15 protein-coding genes are annotated in these 17,114 nt (G+C 70.6%); 7 read left to right on the top strand and 8 right to left on the bottom strand.

The annotated features are described in order from the left end of the window. The first annotated feature begins 71 nt into the window (after nucleotides 1–71). Nucleotides 72–1,235, top strand: a complete 1,164-nt coding sequence (locus VLK66_RS10455) for a hypothetical protein (protein WP_325309351.1) — start codon at nucleotides 72–74, stop codon at nucleotides 1,233–1,235. A gap of 135 nt (nucleotides 1,236–1,370) precedes the next feature. Here VLK66_RS10455 and VLK66_RS10450 read toward each other — a convergent pair whose 3' ends face one another. Further along, nucleotides 1,371–2,855: a pyridoxal phosphate-dependent decarboxylase family protein gene (locus tag VLK66_RS10450; RefSeq protein ID WP_325309350.1), complete on the bottom strand. Its 1,485-nt coding sequence runs from the start codon at nucleotides 2,853–2,855 to the stop codon at nucleotides 1,371–1,373. A gap of 278 nt (nucleotides 2,856–3,133) precedes the next feature. Here VLK66_RS10450 and VLK66_RS10445 point away from each other — a divergent pair, with 278 nt between their 5' ends. Then, a complete protein-coding gene (locus VLK66_RS10445) occupies nucleotides 3,134–4,480 on the top strand; it encodes a Fic family protein (RefSeq protein WP_325309349.1) in 1,347 nt (448 codons plus the stop codon). Between the two features lie 273 nt (nucleotides 4,481–4,753). Here the strand turns inward: VLK66_RS10445 and VLK66_RS10440 are convergent, their stop codons facing one another. Beyond that, complete coding sequence (locus VLK66_RS10440; RefSeq protein ID WP_325309348.1) at nucleotides 4,754–6,055, bottom strand: vWA domain-containing protein; 1,302 nt, start codon at nucleotides 6,053–6,055, stop codon at nucleotides 4,754–4,756. A gap of 377 nt (nucleotides 6,056–6,432) precedes the next feature. On the opposite strand from VLK66_RS10440, the gene VLK66_RS10435 reads away from it, so the two are divergent. After that, complete coding sequence (locus VLK66_RS10435) at nucleotides 6,433–6,885, top strand: DinB family protein (protein WP_325309347.1); 453 nt, start codon at nucleotides 6,433–6,435, stop codon at nucleotides 6,883–6,885. Nucleotides 6,886–7,461: 576 nt separating this feature from the next. Further along, on the top strand, nucleotides 7,462–8,565 hold the full coding sequence (gene mutY, locus VLK66_RS10430; protein ID WP_325309346.1) for an A/G-specific adenine glycosylase: 1,104 nt from the start codon (nucleotides 7,462–7,464) through the stop codon (nucleotides 8,563–8,565). 130 nt (nucleotides 8,566–8,695) lie between these two features. Here the strand turns inward: mutY and VLK66_RS10425 are convergent, their stop codons facing one another. Beyond that, the gene (locus VLK66_RS10425) at nucleotides 8,696–9,106 is read right to left on the bottom strand and encodes an OsmC family protein (protein ID WP_325309345.1); all 411 of its coding nucleotides are present in this window, start codon (nucleotides 9,104–9,106) and stop codon (nucleotides 8,696–8,698) included. A 293-nt stretch (nucleotides 9,107–9,399) separates the two neighbouring features. On the opposite strand from VLK66_RS10425, the gene VLK66_RS10420 reads away from it, so the two are divergent. Together VLK66_RS10420 and VLK66_RS10415 are read left to right on the top strand one after the other, a co-directional pair. Continuing rightward, a complete protein-coding gene (locus tag VLK66_RS10420) occupies nucleotides 9,400–10,131 on the top strand; it encodes a hypothetical protein (protein WP_325309344.1) in 732 nt (243 codons plus the stop codon). 122 nt (nucleotides 10,132–10,253) lie between these two features. Then, a complete protein-coding gene (locus VLK66_RS10415; protein ID WP_325309343.1) occupies nucleotides 10,254–10,667 on the top strand; it encodes a hypothetical protein in 414 nt (137 codons plus the stop codon). A 65-nt stretch (nucleotides 10,668–10,732) separates the two neighbouring features. Here the strand turns inward: VLK66_RS10415 and VLK66_RS10410 are convergent, their stop codons facing one another. The 5 genes from VLK66_RS10410 to VLK66_RS10390 form a co-directional block, all read right to left on the bottom strand. Continuing rightward, a complete protein-coding gene (locus VLK66_RS10410; RefSeq protein WP_325309342.1) occupies nucleotides 10,733–11,104 on the bottom strand; it encodes a 4a-hydroxytetrahydrobiopterin dehydratase in 372 nt (123 codons plus the stop codon). A gap of 128 nt (nucleotides 11,105–11,232) precedes the next feature. After that, nucleotides 11,233–12,879, bottom strand: coding sequence for a putative ABC exporter domain-containing protein (locus VLK66_RS10405; RefSeq protein ID WP_325309341.1), 1,647 nt, complete (start codon nucleotides 12,877–12,879; stop codon nucleotides 11,233–11,235). Further along, nucleotides 12,876–13,652, bottom strand: a complete 777-nt coding sequence (locus tag VLK66_RS10400; RefSeq protein ID WP_325309340.1) for an ABC transporter ATP-binding protein — start codon at nucleotides 13,650–13,652, stop codon at nucleotides 12,876–12,878. Before VLK66_RS10400 ends, VLK66_RS10405 begins: the two co-directional genes overlap by 4 nt. Before the next feature lie 45 nt (nucleotides 13,653–13,697). Next, nucleotides 13,698–14,774, bottom strand: coding sequence for a M20/M25/M40 family metallo-hydrolase (locus tag VLK66_RS10395; protein ID WP_325309339.1), 1,077 nt, complete (start codon nucleotides 14,772–14,774; stop codon nucleotides 13,698–13,700). A gap of 199 nt (nucleotides 14,775–14,973) precedes the next feature. Next, on the bottom strand, nucleotides 14,974–15,873 hold the full coding sequence (locus tag VLK66_RS10390) for a PIG-L family deacetylase (protein WP_325309338.1): 900 nt from the start codon (nucleotides 15,871–15,873) through the stop codon (nucleotides 14,974–14,976). 208 nt (nucleotides 15,874–16,081) lie between these two features. Here VLK66_RS10390 and VLK66_RS10385 point away from each other — a divergent pair. Then, nucleotides 16,082–17,114: DUF1343 domain-containing protein (locus VLK66_RS10385; protein ID WP_325309337.1), on the top strand; the 1,033-nt coding region annotated here is incomplete at its 3' end.

Genomic DNA, 17,114 nt, shown 5'->3' with positions numbered 1-17,114 from the left:
ACCCAAGTACCTTCCGCGCTTCCGAGCCAGCGCACTTCCGCACTCCCGCACTCCCGCACTCCCGCACTTCCATGCCGCCGCTTTCGCTGTTCGCCATCACCGCGCCCGGGCTGGAGGCGATCTGCGCGGCGGAGCTGCGGGCGCTGGGGATCTCCGCCGCGCCGGAGCCGGGCGGCGTGGCGTGGGAGGGCGGCGCGGACGACCTCATGCGCGCCAGCCTGTGGCTGCGCACGGCCAGCCGCGTGGTGGTGCGCGCCGCCACGTTCCGCGCGCGGTCGTTCATCGAGCTCGAGCGGCACGCGCGCAGGGTGCCGTGGGGGCGGTGGGTGGCGAAGGGGCGGCCGGTGCGGCTGCGGGTGACGTCGAAGAAGAGCAAGCTGTATCACGAAGGCGCCATCGCCGAGCGGATCTTGGGCTTCATCGATGACCGGGTGGGCGGGATCGGCGCCGCGTCGGCCGAGAAGGGGCCGGAGGACGAAGCGGCGGAGGCGACGGACGCGCAGCTGTTCGTGGTCCGCGTGGCGCGCGACGAGGTGACGATCAGCGCGGACGCATCCGGCGCGCTGCTGCACCTGCGCGGCTACCGCCAGGCGGTCGCGAAGGCGCCGCTGCGCGAGACGATGGCCGCGGCGATGCTGCTCGGCTCCGGCTGGCGCGGCGATTCGCCGCTGGTGGACCCGATGTGCGGCTCGGGGACGATCCCGATCGAGGCGGCGCTGATCGCGCGCAACGTCGCGCCGGGGCTGGCCTCGGCCGATCGCCAGCCGCGCGCGTTCGCCTTTACCGCGTGGCCGGGGTTCGACGCGGAAGCATGGGCGCGCGTCGTCGCCGGGGCGCGCGAGGCGGAGCGGCCGTCGCCGCCCGTCGCCATCCAGGGCTCGGACCGCGACGCGGGGGCGATCGAGGCGGCGGCGGCGAACGCCGGGCGCGCGGGCGTGGCGGACGACGTGGGGTTCGACGTGCGGCCGGTCTCCGCCATCGAGCCGCCGGAGGGGCCGGGGCTCCTCATCGCCAACCCGCCGTACGGGGTGCGCGTGGGCGAGACGGACGCGCTGCGGAACCTGTACGCCGCGCTGGGCCGCGTCGCCCGCGCGAAGTGCCCCGGCTGGACGGTCGCGCTCCTTTCGGCGGACCGGAAGCTGGAGGGGCAGGTGGGGCTCCCGTTCGCCGAGGTCTTCCGCACCAGCAACGGCGGCATCCCCGTCCGCCTCGTTACCGCGCCGGTCGGGGATTGATGGCGGGTGCCGGGCGGAATTCTGGGGCTGAGGGCGAATGAATTCGCGGCAACAAAAGCACGAAGTCCCTGCGGGACTGCTGTCCGGCATCGGGGCCGGGTGACGGCGCTGGCGTGAAGCCGGCGAGCGTTTGCATCACACGGAGGGAGCGGAGAGCTGCTTCGCGATCCCGGCGCCGAGGCGGACGACGGAGCGGGCGAGGAGATCGAAATCCTCGCGGCGGCTGCGGTGGTTCACGTTGGCCACGCGGATGGCGAAGCGGCCGTTCAGCGTGGTGCCCGAGGGGACGGCGATGCCGTCTTCCTGCAGCCGCACCAGGATCTCTTCGTTGATGGCGTTCAGCCGGTCTTCCGCCAAGCCGCGCGGGTTGTAGCGGAAGCAGACGATGTTCAGCGGCACCGGCGCCAGCAGCTCCAGCGCCGCATCTTCCTCCACCAGCCCCGCCAGGTACCGCGCCTGCGCCACGTTCTGCTCGATCAGCGCGGCGAAGGCGCGGACGCCGTGCGCCTTCATCCCGATCCACACCTTCAGCGCCTTGAAGCCGCGCGTCAGGTCGATCCCCAGCTCGGAGAAGGGAAGGCCGCCGGCGGTGACTCCGCGCGTCGCGGTCGCGAGGTAGCTGGCGCGCATGGAGAAGGCGGCGCGGTGCACCTCGGCGTCGCGGACGAGCACGCAGGCGACCTCGAAGGGGAGCGACATCCACTTGTGCAGGTCGAAGCCGACCGAGTCCGCTTCCTCCATCCCCGCCACGACCGGCGCCAGCTCGCCGGAGATGCGGACCAGCGCGCCGAACGCGCCATCCACGTGGAACCACAGCTCCTCCTCGCGGCAGAGGGCGGCCAGCGCGCGCAGGTCGTCGGTCGCGCCGGTGTTCACCGTGCCCGCCGTGCCGATCACGCAGAACGGGCGGTGCCCCGCCGCGCGGTCGGCACGGATGGCCCCGCGCATCGCGTCGACGTCCACGCGGTACTCGCCGTCCACGGGGATGGAGCGGAAGGACGAGGAGCCCAGGCCGAGCAGCTCGGCGGCCTTCTTCACCCACCCGTGCGTCTCGGACGAGCCGTACAGCATCATCCGCGGGCGTCCGCCCTGATGGCCCTCCGCGCGCACGTCGAACCCCGCCTTCGCGTGGCGGGCCACGGCGAGCCCCAGCACGTTCGCCATCGTCCCGCCGGTGACGAGCACGCCGGACGCACCCGCGGGGAAGCCCATCATCTCCGCCAGCCAGGCGATCACCTGCTCCTCCACCAGGCGCGGCGCCTGGTCGAAGCCGGCCAGGTGCGGGTTCAGCGCGGCAGCCAGCATCTCGGTCATCATCCCCAGCGGCGTGCCGTTCCCCTGCACCCACCCCCAGAAGCGCGGTCCCAGGTTGCCGTTGGGGTACGGCCGCACGAGCTGCACGAAATCCCGGTACGCCGACTCATCCCCCTCGCCGTGCACCGGCAGCGGCGCGGCGAAGGAGCCGCGCACCGCGTCCGGCATCGGCTGCCACGCCGGGAGATCGCGGAGCGAGGCGAGGTGGGCGATGGTGTCGTCGACCATGCGGTGCGCCAGCGCGCGGAACTCGTCCCAGTCGGCGGGATCGAGGGTGAGCTCGGGGGATGGGGATGCGTCGTTCACGGGTGGCTGCCGGGTGGTTTCGTCGGGCGGGATATGCTGCGAAATCGGCTGCGCGGAAGGTAGGCGCGCGGGGGGATGCGGGCCACCCGGATTTTGCGGCGGGGTGATGCGGCTGGAAGGGGAGCAAATAAACTCCAGGATTCCGCGGTGAGCCTGTACTCCGCTGGATTCCAGAAGTGTTGAGTTGTTGTCAATTTCTATTAAATTAACAGCAATCTGACAATCAACGAATCGCTTGAAGGATCGCACGCATGAAAATACCGATTTTCGCACCAGGTGTGGCCGACCTGGCCAAATCCGTCCAGCTTGGCGGGAAAGCGGTCGAGATCATGGGGGTGGGACCGGCGCCGGACGGCAAGTACCTGCACTGGGACGAGCTGCGGCACCGGCAGCCACCCTCGAATCTTTCCCTCGAAGAATGGTGGTTCGGTGTCAAGCTGGCCAGAAGCATCGCCCTGAAGCCGATCCCGTTGCGAGACAAGGCCGGGCGGCCGTTCAAGTACATGCTGCCCGATTCGGTGCTCCGGCTTCTGCACATCATCGATCAGAACGCGAGCGGGGGCATTCAACTCGCCGAGGAAGTGACGAATCCGGGAACGAGAGATCGCTATATCGTCAATTCGCTGATCGAGGAGTCGATTACGTCGAGCCAGCTGGAAGGCGCGTCGACGACCGCCGAAGTCGCCCGGGACATGATTCGCTCGGGCCGGCGGCCGATCGACCGCAGCGAACGCATGATTCTGAACAATTTCGCCGCCATGCGATTCGTCCAGGAGAACCGCGCGAACCCTCTGACCCCTGCGCTGGTGTTCGAACTGCACCGGATCGTGACCGATGGGACCCTGGATGACGGGAAGAGCGCAGGCGAGTTCCGTACGGATGAAGACGACATCGTCGTGAGCGACCCGTACGGGAACACGCTTCACGTCCCTCCCCCGGCGGGCGAGCTTCCGGATCGAATGGCGGCGATGTGCGAGTTCGCGAACTCGAAAGGCACCGACGGTGCCTTCATGTATCCCGTAGTGCGGGCGATCCTGCTGCATTTCTGGCTGGCGTTCGACCACCCTTTCGTCGACGGCAACGGGAGAACCGCACGCGCGCTCTTCTACTGGTCCATGCTGGCCGATCGCTACTGGCTGGCCGAGTACATCTCGATTTCTCGCATCCTCAAGAAAGCCCCCGGACAGTACGGGCGCGCGTTCCTCTTCACGGAGACCGACGACAACGATCTGACCTACTTCGTCCTGTACCAGCTGAGCGTGATCGACCGCGCGATCGAAGATCTCAAGGCCTACCTCCGTAAGAAGATGGCCGAGCTGCGCGAAGTGCAGGCGCTCTTGAAGCGGTCAGCCGATCTCAATCACCGGCAGCTTGCGCTGTTGGGCCACGCGTTGAAACATCCCGGCCGCTCGTACACTGTGCAATCCCATCAGACGAGCCATCGGATCTCGACCGGAACCGCGCGAACGGACCTTCTCGACCTCACCGCGCGGCATCTGCTCGACAAGCGGAAGGCGGGCAAGGCGTTCATCTTCACGGCGGCTGAAGACCTGCCCACCCGGCTGAAAGCGAGCTCCGCCGAAAAGGTGTCTCCCCCGCGGAACGCGACTGGCCGGCCCGATTGACCCGGGCCAAGTCTGGAACGCACGCCATGCGTCCAGCCGCGCGGTTTTCGTACAGGCCGATCCTGCCCGCGCGGTTGCGTGAGGGATGCGCGCCCGGAGGGCCGGAAACCGGCGGGGCGGCCGCGAGGAAGCATCCCCGAACGCGCGAAGGCCCCGGCGGAGACGGATCCGCCGGGGCCCGGCGCGGTTGGCAACGGTCGTATCGTTGCCTGCCGCGCGCGCAGCCCGGTTCCGCGCCTCGGGCGCGGAACACGCCCAGACCCTCGCCCTTCCCTACCCCGCGCGGCGGGTCTTGCGGCGCAGGAAGTCGCGCATGATGTACTGGCCCAGCGTCATGGTGCTGGTGAAGTACGCCTTGCCGCGGGCGATGGCCGAGACCTGGTTCACGAAGGCGACCAGGTACGGGTCGCGCGCCAGCATGAAGGTGTTGATCAGCACCCCGCTCTTGCGGCAGGCACCCACCTCGTGGAAGGTCTCGCGCAGCACCAGCTGGTCCAGCCCCATGCTGTTCTTGTAGATGCGCCCGTCGGGCATGGTGATGGCCGACGGCTTTCCGTCGGTGATCATCACGATCTGGCGCATGTCCTTGTTCTGCGCCAGCAGCAGCCGCCGCGCCAGCTTCAGCCCCGCCGCGGTGTTGGTGTGGAAGGGGCCCACCTGCGCCTGCGCCAGCTGCCCGATGGGGATCTCGTGCGCCTCGTCGCCGAAGGTCACCACCTTCAGCGTGTCGCCGGGGAACTGCGTGCGAATGAGGTGCGTGAGGGCGAGCGCCACCTTCTTGGCGGGCGTGAAGCGGTCCTCGCCGTACAGGATCATGCTGTGGCTGGTGTCCAGCATCAGCACGGTGGCGCAGCTGGAGCGGTACTCGGCCTGGTGCACGTGCAGGTCGCCGTATTCCAGCGGGATCGATCCGTCGTCCCGCAGCCCCTCGCGCGCCAGGGCGCTCTTCAGCGTGGCGGGGATGTCCAGGTTCATCACGTCGCCGAACTCGTACGGGCGGCTGGCGGCCTCGGCCTCCACGCCGGTGGCCAGGTGCGGCGTCTCGTGCGAGCCGAAGCTGCTCTTCCCCATCGCCGAGAGCAGATGCCGGAGCGTCCTCCAGCCCAGGAAGTCGATCCCCTTCCCCGTCAGGCTGAACTCCACCTGCCGCGCCGCCTCACGCGCGTCGTCGATCTTCCCCTGCCCGTCCTTCATCTCCTCGTACGAGCCGGGCATCTGCGGCGGCTCGTTCACGTTGAGATACCCCTCCTCCACCATCCGCTCGATCAGCCGGTCCAGCAGCTCGGCGATCTGCGCCCGCACCTCGTCGTCGGGCTCGGCGTCGCCGCGCAGCTGCGCCACCATCTCGGGCGTCAGCATCCCGCTCTCCAGCAGCGCGCGGAGAAGGGCGTCCTTCAGCGAGTCCAGCGAGCGGTCGTCGTCCTCGCCCCCGAACTCGCCCCAGTACGGGTGGTGCATCTGCCCGCCCGCGAAGCCGCTCTGCAGCAGGAAGTCCGACAGCTGGTCCAGCAGCGACTGCAGGTTCAGCGCGTCGGCCAGGTTCCCGGTGTACTTGCCGTATCGGGTGAAGCGCATGCGGCCTCCGGTGGCGGAGAATGATTCCGATGACCTAAGATAAGCCGGGCGGGCGAGGGGATGAAGGGAGGCGAGGAAGTGCTGAGTGCTGAGTGCTGAGTGCCAAGTGCCAAGTGCCAAGTGCCAAGTGCCAAGTGCCAAGTTGATCAGCGCGACGATTCGAACGATTCGCGGTGAAGCTAGAGGACCGGGAAGTCCGCGCAGGCGGACTGCGTGCCTTTGTAGCCGCGACTTGAGTCGCATTTTCCCGCACCACGGCATGTAGATCGGGATGATGTAGATCGGGAGATGTGGATCCGAAGATGTAGATCTGGAGATGTAGGGCGCGGGATGTACAGCTACCTTGGCAGTCCAGACTCAGCGGCAGGGGGATGAAGATGGCGAAGCCGAAGTCGGTGTTCGATCGCGAGGCGCGGGAGGAGATGCGGGCGCGGATGGCCCGCATCCAGCCCGACACGCGGCCGCAGTGGGGGAAGATGAACGCGGGGCAGATGCTGGCGCACATCAACTCCGCGCTGCGGATGGCGCTCGGCGAGCTGGCCGCGAAGCCGAAGCCCAGTCCGCTGACCTTTCCGCCGCTTCGCTGGCTGGTGATCTACAAGCTGCCGTGGCCGCACGGAACGCCGACCGCGCCGGAGCTGATCGCCACCCCGCCGGGCGAGTGGCAGGCGGAGCTCGCCACCTTCGGCGATCTCGTCGAGCGCCTGGGCGCCCGCGGCCCCGCCGGCGATTGGCCCCGCCACCCCGTCTTCGGCAGGATGAACGGCAAGCTCTGGGGCGACCTCACGTACAAGCACACCGACCATCACCTCCGCCAGTTCGGCGTCTGAACGGAAGTGCGGGAGTGCGGGAGTGCGGGAGTGCGGGAGTGCGGAAGTGCGGGAGTGCGGAAGTGCGGGAGTGCGGGAGTGCGGGAGTGCGGGAGTGCGGGAGTGCGAGGATAACGTTTCGGCGCGCGTGAGGGCGGGGATTGGTGGGCGGGGGGGCGAGAGCGGGCGGTGGTGAGGGCGAAAATGCGACTCAAGTCGCGGCTACAACATCACGCAGTCCGCCTTCGCGGACTTCAACTGCGCCATCGGCGCGCGATTGCCAGTGCGAATCTCGTGAATCCCACCAATGTCGAGCCGTGCGCGGATGATTGGCCGGTGAAGTCCGCGAAGGCGCCGCGAAGGCGGACTGCGTGCCCTTGTAGCCGCGACTGAGTCGCATTCCCCACGCGGACGTCGCCTTTCACGCACCTGGCACTTGGCACTTGGCACTTGGCACTTGGCACTTGGCACTTGGCACTTGGCACTTGGCACTCAGCACTCAGCACTCAGCACTCAGCACTTCCCTTCGCCCCTTGCGTCCACCAGAACCACTTTTTAGATTTGCCGAAGAAAAACCAAAGCAGCACGGGCACCCCAGTGGCCGAACCCCTCGATGACCGGGCGCTTGCCGGCCTGCGCGAGCGGCTGCTGGAGTGGTACCGCGCGAACCGGCGCGACCTCCCGTGGCGCAGCGCGGCGGGGCAGCAGCCGGACCCGTACCGCGTGTGGCTGTCCGAGGTCATGCTGCAGCAGACCCGCGTGGATACCGTGCTGCGCTACTACGGCCGCTGGCTGGAGCGCTTCCCCACGCTGCAGTCGCTGGCCGACGCGCCGCTCGACGACGTGCTGAAGGCGTGGGAGGGGCTGGGCTACTACTCACGTGCCCGCAACTTCCACCGCGCGGTCCGGGAGGTGGCGATGAAGCACGACGGGCAGGTTCCACGCGACTTCGACACGTTCCACTCGCTCCCCGGCGTGGGGCGCTACACCGCGGGCGCGGTTTCCTCCATCGCTTTCGGTGAGCCCGCGCCCATCGTGGACGGCAACGTCCGCCGCGTGTTCGCCCGCTGGATCGACGAGCCCAACCCCACGCAGTCGCGCCTCTGGCGCATGGCCGCGCAGATCGCCCCCGGCGCCACCCCCGGCGAGCTGAACCAGGCGCTGATGGAGCTGGGTGCCACCGTCTGCACCCCGCGCAACCCGCGCTGCGACCGGTGCCCCGCCAGCCACCTCTGCTGGGCCTACCTCCGCGGCACGCAGGAAGAGCGGCCCGCACCGGTGAAGGCCAGGCCGCTCCCGCACGAGGACACCGCCGTCGCCATCATCGAGCACGAGGGCCGCTTTCTTCTCGTCCGCCGGCCCGTGGACGAGCGGCTGGGCGGGCTGTGGGCGTTTCCGCAGGCGGTGCGGCGGCGCGGCGAGGCCGTGGCGGCGGCTGCCGAGCGGGCCGCGCGCGAGGGGCTGGACCTGGCCGTCCGCGCGGGCGAGGAGGTGGCCACGGTGCAGCACACCTTCACCCACGTGCGCGCCACCTACCACGCGGTGCGCTGCGCCTGGACCGGCGGCCAGCCGGTGCCGCTGCGCTACGACGACTGGGTGTGGGTCACACCTCCCGAGGTGGAGACGTACGCGCTCCCCGTCGCACAGAAGCGCATCGCCGGGCTGGCGGCGGCGCGGATGGCCGAGGCCGAGGCGGCGTAGCGTCGGCCGCGAGCTTCACCCGAATCGACGGGACGGATACCCGGCGGGGGAAGTCCGCGAAGACGGACTGCGTGCCGTTGTAGCCGTGACTTCAGTCGCATTTTCTCGCGTGATCGCGGCCGGGCCGCGCTCACTCGTAGACGAACTGGACGTCGCGGCGGATCTCGGGGAGGAGGCTGCGGTGCACCGGACAGGTGCGCGCGGCCTCTTCCAGCTTCTGGCGCTGCCCGGGGGTGAGCGAGGCGGGAAGGCGGATGGTGATGGGGATGGCGTCCACGCGGCGCGGCGGCTGCGCGGTCATGTGCTTCTCGAGCGAGAAATCGGCGCGCTCGAAGGGGATGCCCTCGCGGCGCGCGACGATGGCCATGGTCGTGACCATGCACGAGCCGAGCGACGCGGCCAGCAGGTCGGTGGGCGAGAACGAGCTCCCGTCGCCCATGTTGTCGCGCGGCGCCGCGGTGGCCAGCGGCATCCCCGAAGGGCCGTGGTGCAGCTCCATCTTCAGGTCGCCCGTGTAGCTGCCGGTGATCTCGACCGCCATCGTCTCTCGCTCCGCCCGGGGTGACGGCGGACGGCGCCCGTGCCGCCCGCTCTTTCATCCCCCGAATCTACCGCCGCCGCGAGGTGTCCGCGAAGGGAGCCGGGAAACGGACGGGGAAGTGTCCTCCCGCGCGGTCAATCCACCGGGGGACGGAGATGCGCGTCGAAAGCCAAGTAATTGCGGCGCAATCTCCTGCGCGGATGGAGGCGCGGGGCACCGCGGTTGCTCGTTCGATGGGGCAGGCGGGCCGGATGGCGGCCCGCGGTGACCCTTCCGAACGACGAGGCCCCACCATGCGCTCTCGCACCCTTCTGCTGATCGCCGCAGCCGCGGCGCTGGTCACGCGCCCGCTGGCGGCGCAGGACGATGGTTACGGCTACGACTACCGCGAGCCCCGCCTTCCCCGCAGCTACGTGGGCGGCGAGGCCACCTTCGCCCGGCCACAGGGCGAGTTCAGCAACTACATCGACCAGGGGTGGGGCGGCGGGATGCACTACCTGCTGCGCCTGGACCGCGACGGGTGGTTCGGGCTGCGCGCGGACGCCAGCCTGGTGAACTACGGCCACGAGCGGCAGCGCGTGCAGCTGAGCAACACCGTGGGCGGGCGCATCCTGCTGGACCTGACCACGGACAACAACATCGCGCTGGTGGGCGCCGGTCCGCAGATCGGCCTGCCGACGGGGACCTTCCGGCCGTACGCGAACGGCTTCGTGGGCGTGTCGTACATCTTCACCGAGTCGCACGTGGGCGGCACGTCGAGCGGGGAGAGCTTCGCGAGCACCACGAACTTCGACGACGCCTCGTTCGCGTACGGGGCGGGCGGCGGGCTCTACATCCCGCTCAGCGTACGGCGGAACCCGGTGTCGCTGGACCTGGGGGTGACGTACCGCCACAACGGCGAGGCCGAGTACCTGCGCCACGGCGACATCGTCGACAACCCGGACGGCTCCATCACCCTGTTCCCGGTGCGCAGCGAGACGAACCTGGTGACCTTCCACGTGGGTGTCTCGGTGGGCGTGCGGTAGGCGTTCTCGTCCCAGGACGAACGCGTGCCCGGCGGCTTCCCGGCCGCCGGGCACTTCGCCTTTCCGCGGGGGTATTCGCGGCACAAATCTCCCCTCCGCCCACACATCCGGAGCTCCAGGCCGTGAAAAAGCTCGTTCTCGCCCTTTGCGCCGCCGTGCTCTCGGCGTGCAGCATCTCCACCGACGCCAACACCTTCCAGTTCTCGTTCCAGGCGCTGCCGCTGGCCTCCGCGCCCGCCAACCCTACGCCCGCCACGGTCGACGTCACCATCCCCGGCGTGGTGAAGGTCTCGGGCGACGCGAGCACGCCGTGCGCGGACCAGAACGTGTCGTTGAGCGGCACGCGCAGCGGCAACGAGCTGCGGGTGACCATCGCCCGCGCGGTGAACGGCACCTGCAGCGGCGGCACGAAGTGGTTCACGTACTCCGCGGTGCTGCTGCTTCCCAAGGGCGGCACCTATCACCTGGTGCTGACGGACCAGACTTCGGGGAACGCGGTGACGGTGCTGGACCAGCAGGTGATCGTGACCGAGTGAAGTACGGAAGTACGAAGAGTACGAGAGTAGGGCAGATCAAAGTGCGTGGGCGCGGAGGGATGCGCTCACGCACTTTCCGTTTCGGCGGCGCTCTGGAGGCGGCGGTACTCCTCGTCCGTCTTCGCGGCCATTACGAAGTCGTTGCGGTGCAGCCCGCCGATCTTGTGCGTCCACCAGGTCACGGTGACGCGGCCCCACTCGGTGAGGAGCGCGGGGTGATGCCCTTCCTCCTCCGCGATCTCGCCGATGCGCAGGGTGAAGGCGAGCGCGGCCACGAAGGTGGGGAGCGGGAAGACGCGCTCCAGCCGCCGGATTCCGTCGCGCTCCACGATCGTCCAATCCGGCAGCTGCGCGAGGAGCTCCGCGGCTTCCGCGTCCGTCACCATCGGCGCGCCTTTGCGGCAGGGTTCGCATCGGCCGCTGGAAAGGTCCGTCATCGCGAGGTTCTCCGGTCGGGGGGTGAAAACCGCAGTCCCAAGTCCTAAGTCCTAAGTCCTGAGTCCTAAGTGGAGGAAAGAAGTTCACTTAGGACTTGGGACTCAGCACTTGGGACTTCTTTTCTTTCCTACGGCGCCGCCGCCGCCCGCGTGAGATCGAACCGCGCGAACGTCCGCCCCACCCACCACGTCAGCGGGATGCAGGGGATCGACATCGCCAGCGCCGCCGCGATCAGCGCGAGGGAAAGGGGCGCGCCGAGGATCCGCATCCCGTACCACGCCGCGAATCCCGCGAAGCCGACGATGCCCAGCGTGACCACCTTCATCAGCATCAGCAGCAATGCCTTGCCCAGGAACTGCGCGCCGGCGCGGCCGTCGGGGCCCACGCGGTAGGGCATCCACAGGAAAAGCAGGTTCTCCAGCGCCGCCGTGCACCACGCGACCGGGAGGACCAGCGCCGCGGCGACCACCATCCACCCCGCCGGCACGGCGCCGGTGAGCGCCGCGGCGCCGCACATCACCAGCAGCTCGAAGAGCGCGAAGAAGACCGCGGCGGGGAAGATCTGGCCGACGGCGACGGCCACGGGGCGGAGCGGGAGCGAGCGCAGGAACGCCATCCGGTCCAGGTCGCGCCGGAAGTCGAACGGGAGCGGGTTGCCAAAGATCACCGGCATCAGCAGCGCGGTCGTGAGCACCGACGTCTGCATCGCCTCCGCGTCGCCCTCCGAGGCGTGGATGCCGCCGAACATGGCCACCAGCCAGACGGCGCCGAAGATGAGGGGCGACACCAGCGCCCGCGGCGTGCGCAGCAGCTCCGTCATCTGCCGCCACGCCAGCGGCCCCGCGCGCCCGGGAAGCGCCACCCGCGGCGCGCGCAGCCGGAAGCGCGGCGGCGGCCCGGCGGCGGCGCCCTCGCCATCGCCGCTCGTGGACAGCATCCGGCTCAACCGCCGCTGCACGCGCTGGCCGACGGCAAGCGAACGCTCGGTGTAGGCGACGTCGAACGAGAGGACGAGAAGCGCGGCCAGGGCGATCAATCCCATCGACGCGATCCCCCACCCGATTGCCGCGCCGGCCGTGGTCGCCGCGAACAGCTCGCCGAAGGGGCGGGCGACGATGGAGACGGCGCGCACCACGGGGGATTCGAGGATCACGCGGAAGCGCTGACCGGCCGTCCCCGGCGCGGCGCTCATCGCCGCGGAGGCCACGATCAGCAGCACGCCCGCGATCACCGCCGCGCGCACCAGCCTTCGCACGAGCGGGGAGAGATACGACTCTGCCGCCATGGCGCCGAGCGCCAGCGCCTGCGCGGCCACGTACATGAACACGAACGCCAGCATCACCGCCGCGAAGCCGGCGGCGGGGAGGGGCGCGTAGAGCACGGTGTAGACGGAGACCCAGAGGCCGGAGAGGACCTGGATGCCGAGCCGCGTAACCAGGTTGTACAGCAGCAGCTCGCGCCGGCCCACGGGCGCGGGGAAGAGGAAGCCGGTCTCCGCCGGGGAGAAGTATAGCCCGCGCTCGCTGACCGCGGCGATGATCGTCAGCACCGTCACCAGCGCCGGAACGAAGGTCCGCAGCGTCTCGGGAGACGGCGTGCCGCCGCGCATCCCCGGCGTAGTCGCGCGCCACACCTGCAGCGCGGCGAAGGCGAGGAGGAAGAGCACCGTCCCCCCGATGCCGATCGCCCCGCGCACCGTGCGCATCCGCCGGCCGATGAGGCGGATGCGGCCGCGGGCCAGGCGCAGCGCAAGCAGGCGCAGCCCGGGATTCACCGCGCGCCCGCTTCCATCACCGGCGGCGCGGCGCCCTCGGTGAGGTGGAAGAAGACCTCCTCCAGCGAGCCGCCCACCTGCGCGTACCGGTCGCGCATCTCCTCCCGCGTCCCCGCGAACAGGAGGCGGCCCTGGCGCATGACCGCGAAGCCGGTGCAGAGCGTCTCGATCTGGCCGAGGAGATGGCTGGAGAGAAGGACCGCCGCCCCTTCCGCCGCGCGGCGGCGGATGGCCTCGTACAGCGTGCGGATGCCGCGCGGGTCCAGCCCGGTCAGCGGCTCGTCGAACAGGAGCGCGGCGGGGTCGTGCAGGAGCGCGCACGCCACCGCCACCTTCTGCCGCATCCCCCGCGACAGCTCGTCGGCCAGCGACTGGCGGCGGTCGCCCAGCTCCATCTCGTCCAGCAGCGCCGCCGCGGGACCGCGCCAGTCGCGCACGCCGTAGATGCGCGCGGTGAACTCCAGGTGCTCCCACACCGTCAGCGAGGCGAAGAGCGCCGGCTCGTCAGGCACCATCGCAAGATGGCGGCGCGCCTCCACGGGGTGGCGCACCACGTCGAAGCCGGCCACGCGAATCGTCCCCGAGCTGGGCGGATGGATGCCGGCGATGGCCCGCAGCGTGGTCGTCTTCCCCGCGCCGTTGGGGCCGACCAGGCCCACGATCTCGCCCGGCGGCACGGAGAAGGTGAGCCCGTCCACGGCCACGCGGTCGCCGTAGTGCTTGGACAGGCCGGCGATCTCGATCACCGGCGGGGCGGCGGCGGGCTCGGTCATCGAAACGGATGGGGGATGGAGATCGGCATCAGGTGCGAGCGGCGGCTACGGGCGGCCGCCGGGCTTCCAGACGGGCGCGGGGCCGTCGGCCAGGAGCCGCGCGGCGCCGGCCGCGGCGCGGACCACCCGCAGCATGTGCTCGTAGTCGATGCGCTCCGGCCCGTCGGCCGCGGTGTGGTAGTCGCCGTGCAGGTTGAACGACGACAGGGTGTGCGCGGGAATGCCGCGCTGGGCAAAGGCGATGTTGTCGCTGCGCTCGAAGAAGTGCTCGCCCGGCCGCGGATCGGCGACGATGGGGATTCCCGCGCTCGCCAGCATCTCGCCCATCGTCGACCGCTCGAAGCCGGTGAGCCACGCCCGCCCGCCGCCGCCCGCCAGCGAGTCCGGCCGCCCGATCATCTCGATCTCCATGTTCGCCACCATCCGCTCCAGCGGCCGCGCGGGGTGCTGGATGTACCAGCGCGTGCCGAGCAGCCCCACCTCCTCCCCCGTCGTGAGCAGGAAGATCACGGTGCGCTTCGGCGGCGGCCCGCGGCGCAGCTCGCGGGCGATCTCCAGCACCGCCACGTCGCCCGAGGCGTCGTCGTCCGCGCCGTTGCACACGGTGTCGGCGCCCGCGCGGTGGCACTGGTATCCGAATCCCGCGGTTCCCAGGTGGTCGTAGTGCGCGTCGATGAGCACCACCTGCTCGCGCAGCTCCGGGTCGGTGCCGGGGACGATGCCGACCACGTTGATGCCGACGGCCCGGTCCGCCGCGGGGACGGCCGCGGTATCGGCCCACGCGCCCAGCAGCCGGGGAACGCGCTCGCCGCCCTGGCGCGTCCACGCCAGCGGCATGCGCTGGAAGTAGCCGTCCTCGCCCGCGGGCTGCACGCCGATCTCGCGGAAGATGCCGGCCAGGTAGCGGGCCGCGCGCTCCATCCCCGGCGAGCCGGTGTAGCGCCCCTGCATGGAGTCGTCGGCCAGCGCGTACATCTCGCGGCGCACGTCCTCGACCTGCGTGCGCGCGGGAACGGCGGCGGCGCCCGGCCCGCCCACGCCCGGCGCGGCGGGCCCCCGCGCGCACGCCGCAATCGCGAGAAACGGAAGGAGACGGGCGGAGATGGAGAGCGGTGCGCGCATGGGATGTCCCGGTTCGATGGCGTCACGGCTGGAGCGCCGCTGCCGGAATATGCGTGTCCGCCCGTGAACTCGCATCTCCCGTCGGAAGAGCCCTCCACGCGGGTTCGACGGACGTGCATCGGACTTTTCCGAGCAAGACCACCATCCGGCAATCTGCCGGAAGTCGTTGTGGTGGCGATGGATCAATCGGGCCGGGAGATCAGTAGAACCGGGGGAGCCCCAGCTTTTCGAAGGCCTCGAGCGCGAGCGCCCTCCACCGCTTTCCCTGCATCCCCTGCGGATACAGCTCGTAGCGCAGGCGGCCGGCGTGCGGCGCGGCGCCGAAGTCGTAGCGCGGGGCCGGGCGGTAGCGCTCGAAGCGCACGGGCATGTCGCGCAGGACGCCGTGCTGCGTGTGGTAGACGTCGAACATCCGCCGCTTGCGGTCGCGCTCGGCGGGGGTCAGCGTCACCTCGGTCACCGGCGCGCCGTCGAAAGGGAGGAAGCGGTTGTAGATCCGCTCGCCGCGCAGGTTGAAGTACGAGGTGAACTCCATCAGCGCGGGCGGCCGCGCGCCGTCGCGCTCCAGCAGGCGGCAGGCGGCGCGCGCGGCGAAGGCGGTGGCGTCGTGGTCGGTGTGGCCGCCCTCGTACGGATGCGTGATCACCACCTCCGGGCGCAGGCGGTCGAAGGCGTCCCGCAGGCTGCGCGTGAGCCCGGCCATGTCCAGCGCGGCCTCGGCGTCCATCACCCCCAGCCGGTGCGCGCGCTCGGGAGCGATCCCCGCGACGGCCAGCGCGCGCAGCACCTCGGCCCGGCGGGCGGCGGCGTACTCGTCCCACGTCGCGTGCTCGTTGCGCCCCCACTGCCGCCGGTTCCGCGGCGCCCCGTCGGTCACGTGCAGCACCTCCAGCGTCCCGTCGGGAAAGCGGGGGAGCATCCCGCCCGGCCCCATCGTCTCGTCGTCGGGGTGCGCGCCCACGATCAGCGTTCGCGGCGGGGTGCGCTCGCCGGCGGGCGCGCGGAAGCACGCCAGCAGCGCGGCCACGCGCGGGTCCTCCTGGCGCGACGCGGGAAGCACGTACTCGTGGGCCGGCTGGTGCCGGGGCAAGGCGATCATCCGCTGGCGTTCGGTGGGTAAGCCGTTGGAAGCCCGATGGATGGCTCCCGTCCAGAGCGCCGCCGCCCGTGCAGGTTCCGCACCACATCTGTTCCTCTGCGGCGTAGCAGATTCCGACGCCGGACGGATGTGCTCCCGGGGCCGCTCCGCCCCGAACTTCCGGCCACCGGCGGCGTACCACACGCACCGACCCCCATTTCGATAGAGGATGATGCCCACCTTTCCGCTCCTCCGCGCCGCAGCCGCGGCCGTCCCCGCGGCGGCGCTCGCCGCGGCCGTGGCCTGGCCCCGCGCCGGGCAGGGCGATGCCGTCGCCACGCACCTCGCTTCGCCCCGCCCGGAATCCGCCGCATCCCCGCTCGCCGCGGTGAGACGTGATTCTGCCGCGGAGGCGCCGATCCCCGGGATCGAGGTGCTGATCCGCGACTCGCTGCACCTGGTGCGGGGGCGGCGCGTGGGGCTCATCACCAACCACACCGCCGTGACCCGCGACGGCCGCAGCGACGTGGACGTGCTGTTCGCCACCCCCGGCGTGCGGCTGACGGCGCTCTTCGGCCCCGAGCACGGCATCCGCGGCAACGTGGACGGCGGCGAGAAGATCGGTGGCGGGCGCGACGCGCGCACCGGCGTTCCCGTCTACTCGCTCTACGGCGCCACCGAGCGGCCCACCACCGCCATGCTGCGCGACGTGGACGTGCTCCTCTTCGACATCCAGGACATCGGCGCGCGGCCGTACACCTACGTGTGGACCATGACCTTCGCCATGGAGGAGGCGGCCAAGCGCGGCATCCCCTTCATCGTCCTGGACCGGCCCAACCCGGTGACCGCGCGCGTGGAGGGCCCGCTGATGCACTGGGAGATGCGCACGCACGGGCCGCTGATCACCGGCGCGTACCCCGTCCCCCTGCGCCACGGGCTGACGGCGGGCGAGCTGGCGCGCTACGTGAACGGACGCTACGGGCTGGGCGTGGACCTGAAGGTCGTTCCCGTGGCCGGCTGGCAGGGGAACCGCTGGTTCGACCAGACGGGGCTCCCCTGGATCAACCCGTCGCCCAACATCCGCACCCTGGACGCGGCGCTCAGCTTCTCGGGGCTGGTGATGCTGGAGACGACGAACCTCTCCGTCGGACGAGGAACGTCGACGCCGTTCGGCTACGTGGGCGCGCCGTACCTGAACGCGCCCGAGCTGCTGCGGCGGGTGCGGGGCTACAACCTGCCGGGGGTGCGCTTCGAGCTGGCCG

The organism is Longimicrobium sp. (genome assembly GCF_035474595.1).
Taxonomy (GTDB): domain Bacteria; phylum Gemmatimonadota; class Gemmatimonadetes; order Longimicrobiales; family Longimicrobiaceae; genus Longimicrobium.
Note: the sequence above shows the minus strand (reverse complement) of the source record. Positions and strands in the feature narration are given on the sequence as shown.